General features: G+C 32.5%; 14 protein-coding genes. 9 read left to right on the forward strand and 5 right to left on the reverse strand.

Annotated features, from left to right (window positions below; genetic code table 11):
• The first annotated feature begins 14 nt into the window (after positions 1 to 14).
• Positions 15 to 1,418, forward strand: a complete 1,404-nt coding sequence (gene lacG / locus ACNMOQ_RS01000) for a 6-phospho-beta-galactosidase (protein WP_416350123.1) — start codon at positions 15 to 17, stop codon at positions 1,416 to 1,418.
• 84 nt (positions 1,419 to 1,502) lie between these two features.
• Here the strand turns inward: lacG and ACNMOQ_RS01005 are convergent, their stop codons facing one another.
• Together ACNMOQ_RS01005 and ACNMOQ_RS01010 are read right to left on the reverse strand one after the other, a co-directional pair.
• Complete coding sequence (locus tag ACNMOQ_RS01005) at positions 1,503 to 2,153, reverse strand: hypothetical protein (RefSeq protein ID WP_147640692.1); 651 nt, start codon at positions 2,151 to 2,153, stop codon at positions 1,503 to 1,505.
• A gap of 88 nt (positions 2,154 to 2,241) precedes the next feature.
• Positions 2,242 to 3,993: a purple acid phosphatase family protein gene (locus tag ACNMOQ_RS01010; RefSeq protein WP_228064687.1), complete on the reverse strand. Its 1,752-nt coding sequence runs from the start codon at positions 3,991 to 3,993 to the stop codon at positions 2,242 to 2,244.
• A 279-nt stretch (positions 3,994 to 4,272) separates the two neighbouring features.
• On the opposite strand from ACNMOQ_RS01010, the gene ACNMOQ_RS01015 reads away from it, so the two are divergent.
• Positions 4,273 to 5,022, forward strand: a complete 750-nt coding sequence (locus tag ACNMOQ_RS01015; protein ID WP_064204384.1) for a glycerophosphoryl diester phosphodiesterase — start codon at positions 4,273 to 4,275, stop codon at positions 5,020 to 5,022.
• A 152-nt stretch (positions 5,023 to 5,174) separates the two neighbouring features.
• Here ACNMOQ_RS01015 and ACNMOQ_RS01020 read toward each other — a convergent pair whose 3' ends face one another.
• Positions 5,175 to 6,407: an MFS transporter gene (locus tag ACNMOQ_RS01020; protein ID WP_216683590.1), complete on the reverse strand. Its 1,233-nt coding sequence runs from the start codon at positions 6,405 to 6,407 to the stop codon at positions 5,175 to 5,177.
• Position 6,408: 1 nt separating this feature from the next.
• Positions 6,409 to 7,563, reverse strand: a complete 1,155-nt coding sequence (locus ACNMOQ_RS01025) for a hypothetical protein (protein WP_369917018.1) — start codon at positions 7,561 to 7,563, stop codon at positions 6,409 to 6,411.
• A 262-nt stretch (positions 7,564 to 7,825) separates the two neighbouring features.
• Here ACNMOQ_RS01025 and ACNMOQ_RS01030 point away from each other — a divergent pair, with 262 nt between their 5' ends.
• Complete coding sequence (locus ACNMOQ_RS01030) at positions 7,826 to 8,800, forward strand: ketoacyl-ACP synthase III (RefSeq protein ID WP_064204387.1); 975 nt, start codon at positions 7,826 to 7,828, stop codon at positions 8,798 to 8,800.
• Between the two features lie 83 nt (positions 8,801 to 8,883).
• Here the strand turns inward: ACNMOQ_RS01030 and ACNMOQ_RS01035 are convergent, their stop codons facing one another.
• Positions 8,884 to 10,074, reverse strand: a complete 1,191-nt coding sequence (locus tag ACNMOQ_RS01035; RefSeq protein ID WP_214269603.1) for an NADH-dependent flavin oxidoreductase — start codon at positions 10,072 to 10,074, stop codon at positions 8,884 to 8,886.
• A gap of 265 nt (positions 10,075 to 10,339) precedes the next feature.
• Here ACNMOQ_RS01035 and ACNMOQ_RS01040 point away from each other — a divergent pair, with 265 nt between their 5' ends.
• From ACNMOQ_RS01040 to ACNMOQ_RS01065, 6 genes are all read left to right on the forward strand, one after another.
• Positions 10,340 to 11,344, forward strand: coding sequence for an LLM class flavin-dependent oxidoreductase (locus ACNMOQ_RS01040; protein WP_416350392.1), 1,005 nt, complete (start codon positions 10,340 to 10,342; stop codon positions 11,342 to 11,344).
• Between the two features lie 18 nt (positions 11,345 to 11,362).
• On the forward strand, positions 11,363 to 11,695 hold the full coding sequence (locus tag ACNMOQ_RS01045) for a glycine cleavage system H family protein (protein WP_416350124.1): 333 nt from the start codon (positions 11,363 to 11,365) through the stop codon (positions 11,693 to 11,695).
• Entirely contained in the window at positions 11,696 to 12,481 is a 786-nt protein-coding gene (locus ACNMOQ_RS01050; RefSeq protein WP_064211381.1) for a protein-ADP-ribose hydrolase, read from the forward strand.
• The gene (locus tag ACNMOQ_RS01055; RefSeq protein WP_016998957.1) at positions 12,474 to 13,364 is read left to right on the forward strand and encodes an SIR2 family NAD-dependent protein deacylase; all 891 of its coding nucleotides are present in this window, start codon (positions 12,474 to 12,476) and stop codon (positions 13,362 to 13,364) included. The genes ACNMOQ_RS01050 and ACNMOQ_RS01055 overlap by 8 nt, the downstream gene beginning before the upstream one ends.
• A gap of 10 nt (positions 13,365 to 13,374) precedes the next feature.
• Positions 13,375 to 14,397 carry a lipoate--protein ligase gene (locus ACNMOQ_RS01060; protein WP_416350125.1) on the forward strand — a complete coding sequence of 341 codons (1,023 nt, stop codon included), beginning with the start codon at positions 13,375 to 13,377 and terminating at the stop codon, positions 14,395 to 14,397.
• A 232-nt stretch (positions 14,398 to 14,629) separates the two neighbouring features.
• The gene (locus ACNMOQ_RS01065; protein WP_416350126.1) at positions 14,630 to 16,051 is read left to right on the forward strand and encodes a polysaccharide pyruvyl transferase family protein; all 1,422 of its coding nucleotides are present in this window, start codon (positions 14,630 to 14,632) and stop codon (positions 16,049 to 16,051) included.
• Positions 16,052 to 16,136: the final 85 nt, after the last annotated feature.

The raw sequence follows: 16,136 nt of genomic DNA on the forward strand, positions 1-16,136 counted from the left end.
GAATAGAGATATATATGAAAAAATTACCTGAGGATTTTATTTTTGGTGGCGCAACTGCAGCATATCAAGCTGAAGGAGCAACTCAAACAGATGGAAAAGGAAGAGTAGCTTGGGACACTTATTTAGAAGAGAATTATTGGTATACGGCAGAGCCAGCAAGTGATTTTTATAATCGTTATCCAGTAGATTTAGAGCTTAGTGAAAAATTTGGAGTTAATGGAATTAGAATTTCGATAGCATGGTCAAGAATTTTTCCAGATGGATACGGTGAAGTGAATTCTAAAGGTGTTGAATATTATCATAATTTATTTAAAGAATGTCAAAAAAGAAATGTAGAACCGTTTGTAACGCTTCATCACTTTGATACACCTGAAACGTTACATTCTGACGGAGACTTTTTAAACCGTCAAAATATTGATTATTTCGTTGAATATGCAGATTTTTGCTTTAATGAATTTGAAGAAGTGAATTATTGGACTACATTTAATGAAATTGGACCTATAGGAGATGGTCAATACTTAGTAGGTAAATTCCCTCCAGGTATTAAATATGATTTCGAAAAAGTATTTCAATCTCATCACAATATGATGATAGCGCACGCAAGAGCAATTAAAATATTTAAAGAAAAAGGGGATAAAGGAGAAATTGGGATTGTTCATGCACTTCCTACTAAATATCCATATGATCCAAGTAACCCTGAAGATGTGAGAGCAGCGGAACTTGAAGATATTATCCATAATAAATTTATTTTAGATGCAACATACTTGGGCGAGTACTCAGACAAAACAATGCAAGGTGTTCAGCACATTCTTGAAGTCAATGGAGGAGAACTTGATATTCGCGATGAAGATTTAAAAATATTAAATGATTCAAAAGACTTAAATGACTTCTTAGGTATCAATTATTATATGAGTGATTGGATGAAAGCATTTGACGGTGAATCTGAAATTACACATAATTCGAAAGGCAATAAAGGTGGATCTAAATATCAACTTAAAGGTATAGGGCAACGTGAGTTTGATGTAGATGTACCACGCACGGATTGGGATTGGATGATATACCCTAAAGGACTTTATGATCAAATTATGAGAGTGAAAGCAGATTACCCAAACTATAAGAAAATTTATATTACTGAAAATGGTCTAGGGTATAAAGATAAATTTGAAGATAATACAGTTTATGATGATGCTCGTATTGATTATGTTAAGAAACATTTAGAAGTAATATCAGACGCTATAGCAGATGGTGCAAATGTTAAAGGGTATTTTATCTGGTCATTAATGGATGTGTTCTCTTGGTCAAACGGTTATGAAAAAAGATATGGATTATTCTACGTAGACTTTGATACACAAGAAAGATATCCAAAGAAAAGTGCATATTGGTATAAGAAGCTATCAGAAACAAAAACAATTGAATAAAATAGTAAAAAGCTTATCTTATTGGTTACGACCAAAAGATAAGCTTTTTATATGAGTGATAAAGTGTAAAAATTCCTTTTAATATCATTTATTATTTAGAATTTTTTTCCAATCTTCTGTTAAGTTCTCATTTTTTACTTCTTTGAAAATGAAGTTAGGTTTTAAGTTTGGGTCTTTGTCATTATGATCTTTTGCTGCGAACCCTGTTGAAAGAGTAATGTCATCTTCTGAATTAAATGTGTGTGCATAAACTTTACCATTATCAGCAAACAAATATTTTGTAATAGGCTTATTCATATTTGCTACATTTTGATAGCCTTCAATATTAGATAAATTTTCTGCTGCTTTATCAAACCCAGTTGTGCCATTACTTGAATGATATGAGACAGCCCCAACAACATTGTGTATATCAAATGCTTTTTTGCCTGGTTTGCCTTTATCACTAACTTGAATTTCACCATCATCTGTAAGTGTATATGCATCACCAGTAGCATAATCACCGAAGCTCAAATAACGATTAGAGATTGCTAAAGATTGTTCTTGAGCATATTTATCTAATGATTTCATGATAGATTTTTTAATTTTTTTCTTATCTGATGAATTAATATCTGTTTTTTGGGCTTGAGTTGTATGTGCTGATTTAACGTGTTGTTGAGATTGGCTTTGGCTACTACAACCGACGGTAAAAACGACGATGCTAATTGTAAGAAAAATGTATTTGAATATTGCTTTCATAAATAAACTCCTTTATGTATAAGGGGGTGGGACTACGAAATCTTTTTATCAAAATAAGATTTCTGTCCCACTCCCAATTCATTCATAACTATTTATTTTGCTTATTTTTCAAAATACCAAATTCATCGACTAATTTTACTTCACGTTGTTCTCCTTTGCTAATATCTCCGTATAGTTGATAAATTTTCACTTTAAGTTTGTTTCCTGATACTTCGTAAACTGAGAAGTTTTGCTCGGATGAATCGCGATTATTTTCATGACTAGTATCAAAAGCTTTAGATTTATGTGGTTGATTGCCAAGTGCGAACAAGCTGTTGTAATGATCTAATTGTTGTTGTGTTAAATCGCCTAATTCAGGACGTACTTTTTTGATGTGTTCTAATGAACGATCATAAATAGCATCATAAGCTTTTGTACCACCTGTGTTTGGCAACACATAGACTGAACCATTTGGATTATCATAATATTCTACATGGTCTTTTCCTAAAACTTGTGGTGCATCTTCAGGTTTTGCGTTTACAAAGCTATTTTTAGTAGAAGTATGCTCCAATGGTTTAGTTCGTGATAAAACATGATCGTGACCTTGTAATACTAAATCCACATCTAATTCATCAATCTCTTTTGTCAGTTCATTTCTAATTTTATTAACATCTTCATCGGATAGTGCATGATAAGATTTTGAATACATTGGTTTATGCAGGTTTAAAATAATCCATTTTGCACCGTTTTGTTTTGCTTGCTTAATATCTTTTTTAATCCAATCCATTTGTTCTTTGCCGATTGCTTTTTCATCAGGATTATCTTTAGATTTTTTGTTGTCATTTGTATTTGCTACAACCATGTGTGCACCGTTGTAATCAAATGAGTAATAAGAACCACCATTTACTGCATTATTTTCTTTTGGCACGTTCATGTGTTTGTTAAATTGACCTAATAATTTGTCATCGTCTTCACTTAAAGCATATTCATCGTGATTTCCTGGAGCAGAAGCGACTGGAACAGATAAAAATGAAGGTCTTGAGCGCTCGTATAAATCTACCCATTCATCTTCAACTTCAGCAGTTTCAACAAAATCACCTGTGTGTAATGCGAAATTTGGATCTCCTGCTGTTTGAATTGCTTGTTGAATTGTATCAGCACCGAATTGAGCTTCGTTTCTTACATGTTCATTCCAGTAAGCATTTTGTGTATCAGTATACTGTACGAATTTAAATTCATCACCACTGTTACCAGATGTTTTGAATTGACCAACTTCACTTTGTGGACCACTCGCACTACCAACTTTATAATAGTATTTTGTATTCGGCTTTAAATTTTGAGCTTTAGCTTTATATGTATACTCTGGAACGGTAGTTAATTCAGACTTACCGTGTTTATCACCGCTAGTCCATTCCGCACCGCTAGCATTCTCATCAGTATAATAGCCATTAATTTTTTCTTTACCATTACTATCTTTAATAATTTCGCCTTCATCGTCTTTCTCTACATCAGCAAAAATGAAATTCCCGTTTTTATCTCGTTCGACATATTTAGAATTTACTTTTTTAGGCTTTGAATTAACTACTTGCGCGTCACTAAAATCTCCCGTTTCTGATATCCATACTTTTGCATCATTAAACTTATTTGTCGTGTACCAACTAAAACCCATTTGTGTTCTTGTATCACCATTAAAATTAGCGATTATACGATTTGGGTTGTTATTTGTAGGCACGGGCGCTACTTGAGGTTTTTCTTGCATAATCTTGATAGATTGATTACTTTGGGCTTGGGAACTGTTTTGCTCAGGTGCTTTTCCCGCTCCACTTGCATCTGCATATTGTGAACCAGGTAAGAGTAACATAACACTTGCTGTACTTGCTGTGACAAACTTTAACAAACTTCCACTTTTCATCTTTTAAGAACCTCCTATGTATGATTACTTCGAATTATAGCAATGGGATGTTAAATTAATATTAAGATGTTGTTAAAATACATAACTTGCTTTAAACCGCTAATAAACTAATAGAATGACCTTTACAAGAGACTCATATTTCTTGTGTTGGACGTTCTTTATATCTAAAATACAAAAAAAGAGGGTAGTAGATTAATAGAACCTTCAATATAGTTAAGGAGTGAAGATATGCTTACCGTTTATGGACATAGAGGGCTGCCTAGTAAAGCTCCAGAAAATACGATTGCATCTTTCAAAGCAGCATCCGAAATTGAGGATGTAAAATGGTTGGAACTTGATGTAGCCATTACGAAAGATGAACAATTAATTATTATTCATGATGATTATTTAGATCGTACGACAAATATGACCGGGGAAATAACTCAATATAATTATAGTGACATTAAATCTGCATCTGCCGGATCTTGGTATAGTTCGAAATTCAAAGATGAAGTTTTGCCAACATTTGACGATGTGATTGAAATAGCAAATGAATATAATATGAATTTGAATGTAGAATTAAAAGGTGTAACTGGACCAAATGGAACTGCACTTTCCAATAGTATGGTTAAACAAGTTAAAGAAAAGTTAGCTCAGTTAAACTCTAATCTTGAAGTTCTTATTTCAAGTTTTAATTTTGTATTAATCAAGTTATCACATGAAATAATGCCGGAATATAAACGAGCTTGTTTATTCTGGACAACATCTTTCAGAGAAGACTGGAGAACAATTTTAGATTATTGTCATTCTAAAACTGTTAATGTTCAAGATTCATCTCAGTTAACGCAATCTAAAATAAGTGTGATTAAAGAAGCAGGATATGAAATTAACGTTTGGACTGTTAATAAAGCATCCCGTGCGAATCAACTCGCAAATTGGGGAATAGATGGTATCTTCACAGATAACGCTGATAAATTAATTCATTTATCAAATTCATAAAAAACCTTAGCTATAAACCTACTAATGTAATTAGGTTTTAAGCTAAGGCTTTTTTTAATATTTCTGTTTCACGTGAGACAATTTTAATATTTATAGACGAATTTACATGGAGGGAGTCTAAGGGTTGTCTGACCGTACTGATACGGGTAGTCTTATTTCTCTTGATTTTTATCCGTGTTATAGACTGTTTGATCTTTATTGTCTTGTTTTTTTTCTTGTTGCTCTGCTTTGTCTTCTTCTTCGATTTCAGCTTCTTGTTGTTCTTTTTCTTCTCGTAATTCTTTGATGCGTTTGTAACGCATTTTTTGTCTATAGCCATAAGTACTTTCGAGTATTAATTCTTCATTATTTAAGCCTGCGCCAATTGCTCCGGCAACAGTAGAAATTGATGCTGCGAACCATGCAAGGTTAAAGAAAGTTATGAAGTCTGCTGATCTGCCCATCTTCAATGTTTGACCGAGATAATCAGGCGGTAAAATCACAAGGGCGGCTACTAAGAATAAAATCAATAACGTCACATAATAAATAATCAATGAAATTGCTAAAGTAGAAACCGTTGTAAAATTATACAACCTCGTAATGCGACGATCTTCACTTTGTTTAATAGGCTCCCACAAACGATGTGCTACAATTGTCCAAATCATCATACCTAAAACTGCAACAATCGTCATACAAAATAATCGCCACTCTGTATAAACATAACTTAAATTCCACATTGTTGTAAAAACGATACCGAATGCCCCAGTTGTAAAAGCTATTGCCACAACACTACTTAAACTAGACATCATATTGAGCGGGTTGTTCGCAAAAGTCATACCACTTATTAATCTAAATGCCCCAAATGTTTTATTGGATACTAAATATTGAACGTGTTCTGATTTAGTATTTTCTATATAGTGTGATGTACGTTTAAGAGATGATAAAGGAAATTGGCTATTCATCAGTTCATGGCTTGTTTCTGGTTCTTTATTTTTATTTTTATGTTTGTACTCATTTACTTCTTTAATAATGCCAACGATAGTATGTTTCGCTCTTTTTTTCATTGGTCTCCAACCGTATGAAGGGAGAGAAATAAGACTTGTACCAGTGTCTTTATTAATATCGACAGCTACAACATATTTTTCTTGAAAGACTGGTAAATCGGTTATACATATCGTATAAGCCCATTCGTTAGAATGATTGTAGTCATTTGTTTTTTCATAGATTCGTTCAACAGATTCTGCTGAACCCGTTAAAGGATCGATTGTTAAACTAATTTTCCATTCAACATCTGAATTTATATATTTAGACAAAGTTTCAGGTAGTTCATTTTCAAGTTGATAAGCTAAATTTTCAGGGAGGCCAGGGGCTGCAACTATACCTACGACTATTTTATTTTTAGTCATCTTATTTCTCCTCCTTTCTATGCGATTGTTTTTCACCTTCATATTGTTCTTCATTTTCTTTATCATCTTCACTTTGACTTTGAGAAATGTATTCGTAACGATAGTATTGTCTGTAAGAATACGTTACGCGACGAATTTTTTCAGCATTCTCAACAGTTGAACCTAAAGCTCCTGCTAAAAAGCCTAGTGAAGTAATGAACCAAATTAAATTAACATAATCTATGAAAGTTGGGTGTATGCTATTTAAAGAAGTCCATGATGTAAATAACTCAGGTGGTACGAAAAGTAACGCACTTATTCCGAGTAACACAAAAAGTAAAAGGTAGTGGAATATAGTAATCGAGCCTACCGTCATAAATGTTGTTAAATTATAAGCATTTCGATAAATCCTTTGTGTTTTTGTAGAAGGATGCTCCCAAAGCTTATAAGAATAAATTAACCATGCAGTCATCCCTATTAAAGATAAAAGCGTTAATAAAATAAAACGCCAATAATCATATGAAATACTTAAATCCCAAGGCGTTGAAAAAATAGAAACATACGTACCTGTCGCAAATGAAACAGATATAATCTTTTTGAAATCACCTATTGCTGACCATGGTTCATTAGCATAAGTCATCCCAGCAATAATATGAATCCAACCTATAGCAGCAGATTCTATTATAATTCGTACAGTTTGGGTTGAATTGTCCTCATTAGGTGTTACTTTAGATATTTTGGCAAATTTAAATCCTTTATTTTTTAATAAATCAACATCGTCTTCTTTGCGATACATGTAATTAAGCACAAAAGCTAGAAAGCTTTTCAATTTCTTCTTTAAATTAATTACACCAAGAGCTGGTAAAGAAAGAAATGCTGAATGTGTGTCTGTGTTTATATCGCATACGACTGCTTTTTTACCAGAAATACTCGGTAAATCAGTTACACAAATAACATAATCCCAATTGTTTTGATCTTTTTGATCTTTTATTAAATCGAGTGTTTCATCCATATGCTCAGATGTACCAATCATAGGAGCTACTTCCTGTTCAAAGTGCCAATCCACGTTTGAATCTATATTAGATTTGAAAGTTTCCTCTAGTTGATTGATTACTTTATCAATCAATTTATTTGGCATATCTGGAGAAGGAATCAATCCAACTGTTATAGCCTTCATAAGGTGACCTCCTTAAACTTATATGACCATTTATTAATTCCCGTATTATCCTGATTTAATCATATTCAGAGCAAAAGAAAAAACCAAATAACATACTTTATACACAAAAAATATATAATATGACCATTTATTAATTTAAAATCTAGGAGTATAGTTGTTTATAGTACGATAATAAAAAAAGTAGTTCACATCATTTAATGAATAACAAAAGTATTATTTTAAAAAGAAAATAAGAATTCTATCAAGATGAGGTGGGGAAAAGATGACTCATGCAAAAATTACAGCTGTTGGCTCATATAAGCCTTCAAAAGTATTAACAAACGAAGATATGGAACAACTAGTTGAAACAAGTGACGATTGGATTATTTCACGTACAGGTATTAAAGAACGACGTATAGCAGCAGATGACGAATTTACATCTGATTTATGTTATGAAGCTATTAAAAATTTAGAAAAGAAATATAATAAAGACATTAGCGATGTGGATTTAATAATTGTCTCAACTTTAACACCGGACTATAGAACGCCAAGTGTAGCTTCATATGTACAAGGTAGACTAGGTCTTGAAAATGCTGCTGCAATAGATGTTAATGCAGCGTGCGCTGGATTTGTATATGGTATTAATATGGCAAATGCATATATATCATCAGGTATGTACAATAAAATTATTGTCGTTGCAGGTGAAGTTTTATCTAAAATCACTGATTATTCTGACCGTAATACATGTGTTTTATTTGGTGATGGCGCGGGTGCATTTTTAATAGAAAATGATGAAGAATCAAGTTTTATCACGTCCACAAGTGGCTCAGAAGGAAAATTAGCTGAAAGTTTATACTGTACAGATGTAAGTAAAACGATGTTCGGAAAAGATTTAGAACAAATCGGTTTTGTAAATCAAAATGGTAAAGAAGTGTATAAATGGGCAATTAAAATGGTACCAAGAGAAATAGAAAAAGTAGCTGAAAAAGCAAATGTAGAATTGAAAGATGTAGATTGGTTTGTACCACACAGTGCAAACTTGAAAATGATACAGAACATCTGTAAGAGAAGTGAATATCCATTTGAACAAACGCTACATAGTCTAGTTTATTACGGCAATACATCTTCAGCTACGATACCACTTGCTATAGATGATGCAGTAGACAGAGGAGATATTAAAAAAGGCGAAACACTACTGTTATTTGGTTTTGGCGGTGGTTTGACATATTCAAGTTCATTAATAAAATGGGGAATATAAGAGGGCAAGAAACTCTATTTTTCAAAAAAGCTCCTAATTCGTTAAACTTTATTTAACGGGTTAGGAGCTTTTGTTAAGGAAATTTAGTCATCATAATTCTTTTCTAATTTTCGTAATTCGTCTCGTGCTTTCTTTTCTAGACCTTCCCCATAATCCATCATGCGTACGATGTCTTTAAAAGCTGCTTTTGGAATTGCTAATGATTCAAGTTCTTCTGATGTAACATTTAAATTAATTTCTTCGAGTCTGCCTTCTTTTAATTTATGAACAAAGTCAGGTTCTGTAACGAAAGGTGAAGACATCCCGACCATATCTGCATTTTGGAGTGCATCTAAAGCTGTTTCAGGAGAATTGATACCTCCACTAACGATAAGTGGTATTCTTCCATTTAAATGTTCATATACGACTTGATTTACTCTTTTGCCAAAATATTTACCAGGTGTGCGCGTTGTATTTTGGTAAATATGACGCCCCCAACTAGCGATAGCTAAATAATGAATGTTTGCAACTTCTAATACCCAATCTAAATGTTGGTTAAATTCATCGATTGTATAACCAAGTTTATCTCCTCGTGTTTCTTCAGGAGTCGCTCTATAACCGAAAATAAAATCATCAGGTGCTTCTTTATCGATTACTTTTTGGACAGCTTCCATGACTTCCAATCCGAATCTTGCTCTGTTTTCTAATGTGTTTCTTCCATATTGATCTGTTCGTTCATTTGAGAATGTAGAAAAGAATGTCTGTATAAGTAAACGTTGTGCTATAGATATTTCGACACCATCAAATCCTGCTTGAATAGCACGCGAAGTTGCGTCAGCATATTGTTGTATTACTTCATTTATTTTAGAAACTGACATTTCTAGTACTTCATGTTTAATAGGTGAATTTAATGACATTGGGCTTGGGCCATAAACTTGTCCATATTTTAAAATAGCATGATTAGAAAAACGACCTGCGTGTGCAAGTTGTAAAATAGCTTTATTGCCTGAACCTTTCATTGCTTTAGCAACTTTAGTTAACCCCGGTATACAAGCATCGTCAGAAATATTAAATCCATATTCAAATAATTGTCCGTAAGGTTCTATGTATGCTGCGCCAGTTACTTGCAAAGGTGCTGAATCTGCACGTCTTTTGGCGTAATTTAAATCTTCTTCTGTAATATGACCTTCTTTAGTAGATGAATTTGTTGTCATCGGTGAAAGTACAAAACGGTTTGATAATACAACGCCATTAGGCAATTGAAGTGATTCTAATAAAGGTGAGTATTTATTCATGTTATAACATCCTCTTTCGCGCTTTTCATTACTTTCAAATTAACATTGAAAAATTTAATAATCAATAAACAAATAGCTAAATGAATATTTATATGCCGGAAATTTAATAATTGCATAAATGGTTAACAAAATACTGATAAAAAAGTTATAATATATATTGGACAAAAAGGGATTAAGCAATAAATGTGATATTTCATACATCATCATGCATAATATAGTCGAACATGATTTTAGCAGTGATGTAAGTAATCTTGGAGATGATGGTTTGGTTGAATTAAGTGTATTGGATTACGCTGTGATAGATGAAGGGAAAAGCGCTGAAGAAGCTTTGCAAGATACTGTGAAACTGGTTAAGTTAGCAGACAAGCTTAACTTTAAGAGATTTTGGTTAACAGAGCATCACGATGTGCCAGCGTTTGCCTGCAGTAGTCCTGAATTAATGATGATGCATTTATTATCAGAAACAAAGCGAATTAAATTAGGCTCTGGTGGCGTTATGTTACCACATTATAGCCCGTATAAAATAGCAGAGAACTTTAGATTGTTAGAAGGTTTGTTTCCAAATAGAACGGATTTAGGCATTGGTAGCAATTTAGGAACTGCGATTGTTAAACGTGCTTTGAATGAAGGTAAAACAGACTTCCTAGATTATGAGCAAAGCATCAAAGATATACGTCATTATATTACGAATCAAGATGAAAGTCAGCGCTATAAAGGATTAATTGCTCAACCTCATTTATCTCATCATTCGGATATGTGGCTACTTTGTACAAGTGCTGAATCAGCTCAGATTGCAGCTGAGCAAGGAATAGGCTTGACGTTAGGTACGTTTTTATTACCTAATCAAGCTCAAATTGATAGTGCAAAAGAAAGTGTCGATACTTATCGCAAAGCTTTTAATCGCACATCATTAAATATGAGCCCCACTGTTATGATAACAACATTTGTTATTGTTACAGATACTGAACAAGAAGCTGAAGACTTGTTACAATCATTAGATGTATGGTTACTAGGCAAAAAACAGTTTGCTGAATTCAGTCGATTTCCATCTATTGAAACTGCTAAATCATATAAATTAAGTGAACGAGATCAACGTTTGATTGAACAACATCGTGCACGTGTTATTGCAGGGACGAAAGAACAAGTTAAACTTAAAATAGATCGACTTGTCGAAGATTTCCAAGCAAATGAAGTTTTATTAGTACCATTACATCCAGGAATTAAACAGAGATGTAGAACTTTAGAGTTATTATCAGAAATATATTTATAAATGAAAGGAAGATTTTTAATGAAAAAATTAGCGAATTACTTATGGGTAGAGAAAGTAAATAATCAATATGTTTTTAGAATGACACCGGAGTTACAAGATGATATTGGAACTGTAGGTTATGTAGAATTTATGGGACCAGACGACATAAATGTAGACGATGAAATTGTAAGTATTGAAGCATCTAAAACAGTGTTAGATGTACAAACTCCATTAGCAGGTACAATCGTGGAACGTAATAAAAAAGCTGAAGATGAGCCAACAATTTTAAACTCTGAAAAACCTGAAGAAAATTGGTTAGTTAAATTAGAAAATGTAGACGAAGCTGCATTTAACGCATTACCTGAGGCATAAATGAAACAAACACAAGATGAGAGACTCGCTTATCTCACAGCTTATTTATGGAATGAAGCACATGGAGACAATCCTATTGTTGATGAGGGACGAAGTAAGTGGGAGCTGTATCGCGGACTCCAAAATGTTCGTCCCCCTAAACCAATAGATGATGCTTTTATCCAAGTACAAGATGCTTATTTATCAGAACTTAACCAAAAGCATGTAACATATATTGAAGATTTGGAGCCAGAATTAAACCAAAATATTTATTTATGGCAAGGTGATATCACTACATTAGCAGTAGATGGTATTGTGAATGCTGCTAATAGTAAGTTCTTAGGTTGTATGCAGGCTAACCATAATTGTATTGATAATATTATTCATACAAAAGCTGGCGTACAGCTTCGTTTAGCATGCGATGAAATTATTAAAAAACAAGGTAAAAAAGAAGGCGTAGGTAAAGCTAAAATTACGTCAGCATATAATTTACCGTCCCAATATGTGATTCATACAGTAGGACCACAAGTTCAAAGAAAACCTGTCTCACAAATGAATAAAGACTTGCTTGCGAAATCATATCGAAGTTGTTTAAAACTGGCTGATGAAAATGGATTGAAGCATTTAGCATTCTGCTGTATTTCAACTGGTGTATTTGGATTTCCACAAGAAGAGGCGGCAAAAATTGCCATAGAAACAACGTTAAATTATTTAAACGAAACAAATTCACCTATAAAAGTTATTTTTAATGTTTTTAAAGATAAAGATTTCCAATTATACAAGGAGGCACTCAGTCAACATGAATAAAGAAACATGGGATGCATTAACATTGAACCAAACCGACAATACCCAAGCTGAAGTAATTGCTCAAGCTTTTAAAGAAGCGGATGCGGTCGTAGTTGGTATTGGTGCTGGTATGTCAGCTTCTGATGGCTTCACGTATATTGGCGATCGTTTTACAAAGAACTTTCCAGACTTTATCGAAAAGTATGGATTTTTTGATATGTTACAAGCGAGTTTACATCCTTTTGAAAGTTGGCAAGAATATTGGGCTTTTGAAAGTCGATTTGTAAAATTAAATTATATAGATCAACCTGTAGGTAAGTCATATATTGCATTAAAAGAAATGCTTAAAGATAAAGAACACCATATTATAACAACTAATGCGGATAATGCTTTTGATATAGCTGAATATGATATGGATAAAGTGTTCCACATCCAAGGTAAATATATTTTATGGCAATGTAGTCAACACTGTCATGCTCAAACGTATCGAGATGATGATGCAATTAGACAAATGGTAGAACAACAAGAAGATATGAAAATCCCTTGGGACCTCATTCCGCATTGTCCGAAATGTGATGCACCTATGGAAATAAATAAACGTAAAGCACAAGTAGGTATGGTAGAAGATGCTGACTTTCATGCACAGCTAGATCGGTATAATGCATTTTTAGAAAAACATCAAGATGACAAAGTTCTTTATATAGAAATTGGCATTGGTTACACAACACCTCAATTTGTTAAACATCCTTTCCAACGTATGACACGTCATAACGAAAATGCAGTTTATATGACTTTAAACAAAAAAGCGTATCGCATTCCTAAAAATATAGAAGATAGAACGATACATTTAACAGAAGACATTTCTACTTTAATAACAGATGCACAACAAATCTTACAAAATTAGGAGTGATGATATGTATTTAATTGAACCTATTCGTAATGGAGAATATATTGCAGACGGCGCAATAGCCTTAGCAATGCAAGTTTATGTAAGTCAGAATATTTTCTTGGATGATGATATTTTGTTTCCATATTACTGTGACCCGAAAGTCGAGATTGGTCGTTTCCAAAATACAGCTATAGAAATTAATCAAGATTATGTAGACGAACATGATATACAAGTTGTCCGCCGAGATACAGGGGGAGGCGCAGTATATGTTGATCGGGGTGCTGTAAATATGTGCTGTATTCTTGAAAAAGATACTTCTATTTATGGAGATTTTCAAAGGTTTTACGAGCCAGCAATCGAAGCGTTACATAATTTAGGAGCTACAGAAGTGATTCAAAGCGGTCGTAATGATTTAGCAATTCATGGTAAAAAAGTATCAGGAGCAGCTATGACGCTTATTAACAATCGTATATATGGCGGCTATTCTTTATTATTAGATGTCGATTATGAGCCAATGGTAAATGTACTTAAACCAAATCGTAAAAAAATTGAATCTAAAGGTATAAAATCCGTACGTGCTCGCGTTGGCAATATTCGTGATTACTTAGATGAAAAATATCAAAATGTTACGATAGACGAATTTAAAAATTTAATGGTCGAACAAATTATGGGTATTGATGATATTAAAGAAGCGAAACGATATGAATTAAGCGCAGAAGATTGGGATGCAATTGATGAACTTGCAGCGAAAAAATATAAAAACTGGGATTGGAACTACGGACGTTCACCTAAATATGAATATAATCGCAGTGACCGATTCAATTGTGGCACAGTCGACATAACATTATCCATAGAACAAAATCGAATTGCCAAATGTCGAATTTATGGAGATTTCTTTGGTCAAGGAGATATCACAGAAGTAGAAGAAGCATTAATAGGCACAAAAGTAGTCAAAGCAGAACTTATTAAAGCGTTAGATGACATAAACTTAAAATATTACTTTGGTAATATTACGTCAGCAGAGCTTACTCAATTAATTTTAAGTTAATAGTAAAAAAGTAAAACGCCTAAATGGATACATTATGGCGTTTTTAGTTTTTAAAGTAAAATCAATAAATTCAAAAAGGAAATAACTTTATTAGTATAGTATTTAAATATTTAAGTTATTATAAAACGTATGAAAAACTTTATATATCTACTTAAATTATATGTAATTCATTTTATTTTTGTTAACTAATGATATAAAATGTAATAAGTGCATAATTTAGGAGGGGAAGTTTTTGAAGAGATACTTAATACGTTCAGGTATAGCTCCAAATGAAATTAAAGCGCCTGAAGAGATGATTCTTAATAATTTAATAGGAGGGAATATAGGTAATTTAATTTACGCCTATAGTATTTATAGAAACTTAACAACTGAAAATGTAGAAATTGTTCCTGATAGATATAGAATAAACGAAAATGATGCTGATTATATTAATAAAAATTATGATGCTTATATTATCCCATTAGCTGATGCATTTCGTGATACATTTGTTGCAAGTTTAAAAGCTTATACAAAATTATTTAAAAAACTGAATATCCCAGTCATTGTAATTGGTGCAGGTGTTAAAGCTCCTATAGATAAAAATGTTGAAGATGGATTTTCATTTGATAAAGAAGTTAAAGATTTTGTTAATGCTGTATTGGAGCGTTCGAACATAATTGGCTTAAGGGGACAAATTACAGCTGATTACTTAACTTCACTTGGATTTAAAGAAGGAGTAGACCATGTGGTTATAGGCTGTCCATCTATGTATGCTTTTGGCAGAGATTTAAAAATCAAAGATTTAAATCTTCATGAAAACTCTACTGTGGCAATAAATTCTTCTAAACTTTCACCAGAACATGTTTTGAAATTCATAACAAGTGTTACTGATAAATATGATAATTATTATTTTATTCCTCAATGGATGAAAGAATTCAAAATGACATATTTAGGTAATCAAAAATTAGGTGAAAATACTGATTTTTATCCTAATACTATAAATGATAGATACTATGAAGAAGATAAAGTGAGATATCCTTTAAATGCTAAATCATGGATAGATTTTATGGGAGAAATGGATTTTGCAGTAGGGGCAAGACTACATGGTAATATAACAGCTACAATTGCAGGCACTCCTAGTTTACTGTTAACAAAAGATGCGCGTATGAAAGAGTTAGCTGAATATCATAATTTAACACATATAGAAGAGAGAGAATTAAAATCTGGAGTAACATTGGATGAGCTAGTAGAGCGACTTGACTTTCATGCGCCTGAAAAAGTGCAAGCTAGAAACTTTGATAACTTTATAGAATTTTTGAATAAAAATGGTTTAGATCATATATATAATTATGAATACTATAATAATCCACCATTAGATAAACAATTAGAAAAAATCAAATTACCTAATATGTTAGAACCTATTAATAAGTTATCACCAATTGAAATTTCAAATAGGTTAATTGGGTATACTGAATTAGCTGAGTCAAAAGAAAATAAAACTAATAAAACGAATAAAGAATTAAGAAAGAAAGTAAAAAAACAACAAGCAATAATTAAGAAAGAATATAAACAAATTGATAACCTAACACGAGTATTAAAGAGAAAATCTACGCGTATGGGTATAAGTGTAGGTACTGCACTTTCAACTATAAAAGGAAAAATCAAAAAGGAGTAAGCTTTTAACCTAAGATTTAAATCTTAGGTTATTAGGATTTAAGTTTAATAAATCATCAAAATATATAAAAGCGGGGGTTAATTAA

Source organism: Mammaliicoccus lentus, assembly GCF_947036595.1.
GTDB lineage: Bacteria > Bacillota > Bacilli > Staphylococcales > Staphylococcaceae > Mammaliicoccus > Mammaliicoccus lentus.

Excerpts from the sequence above, each read along its gene's own strand:
- lacG (WP_416350123.1), top strand. The coding sequence starts at position 15 with ATGAAAAAATTACCTGAGGATTTTATTTTTGGTGGCGCAACTGCAGCA.
- ACNMOQ_RS01005 (WP_147640692.1), bottom strand. The coding sequence starts at position 2,153 with ATGAAAGCAATATTCAAATACATTTTTCTTACAATTAGCATCGTCGTT.
- ACNMOQ_RS01010 (WP_228064687.1), bottom strand. The coding sequence starts at position 3,993 with ATGTTACTCTTACCTGGTTCACAATATGCAGATGCAAGTGGAGCGGGA.
- ACNMOQ_RS01015 (WP_064204384.1), top strand. The coding sequence starts at position 4,273 with ATGCTTACCGTTTATGGACATAGAGGGCTGCCTAGTAAAGCTCCAGAA.
- ACNMOQ_RS01020 (WP_216683590.1), bottom strand. The coding sequence starts at position 6,407 with ATGACTAAAAATAAAATAGTCGTAGGTATAGTTGCAGCCCCTGGCCTC.
- ACNMOQ_RS01025 (WP_369917018.1), bottom strand. The coding sequence starts at position 7,563 with ATGAAGGCTATAACAGTTGGATTGATTCCTTCTCCAGATATGCCAAAT.
- ACNMOQ_RS01030 (WP_064204387.1), top strand. The coding sequence starts at position 7,826 with ATGACTCATGCAAAAATTACAGCTGTTGGCTCATATAAGCCTTCAAAA.
- ACNMOQ_RS01035 (WP_214269603.1), bottom strand. The coding sequence starts at position 10,074 with ATGAATAAATACTCACCTTTATTAGAATCACTTCAATTGCCTAATGGC.
- ACNMOQ_RS01045 (WP_416350124.1), top strand. The coding sequence starts at position 11,363 with ATGAAAAAATTAGCGAATTACTTATGGGTAGAGAAAGTAAATAATCAA.
- ACNMOQ_RS01050 (WP_064211381.1), top strand. The coding sequence starts at position 11,696 with ATGAAACAAACACAAGATGAGAGACTCGCTTATCTCACAGCTTATTTA.
- ACNMOQ_RS01055 (WP_016998957.1), top strand. The coding sequence starts at position 12,474 with ATGAATAAAGAAACATGGGATGCATTAACATTGAACCAAACCGACAAT.
- ACNMOQ_RS01060 (WP_416350125.1), top strand. The coding sequence starts at position 13,375 with ATGTATTTAATTGAACCTATTCGTAATGGAGAATATATTGCAGACGGC.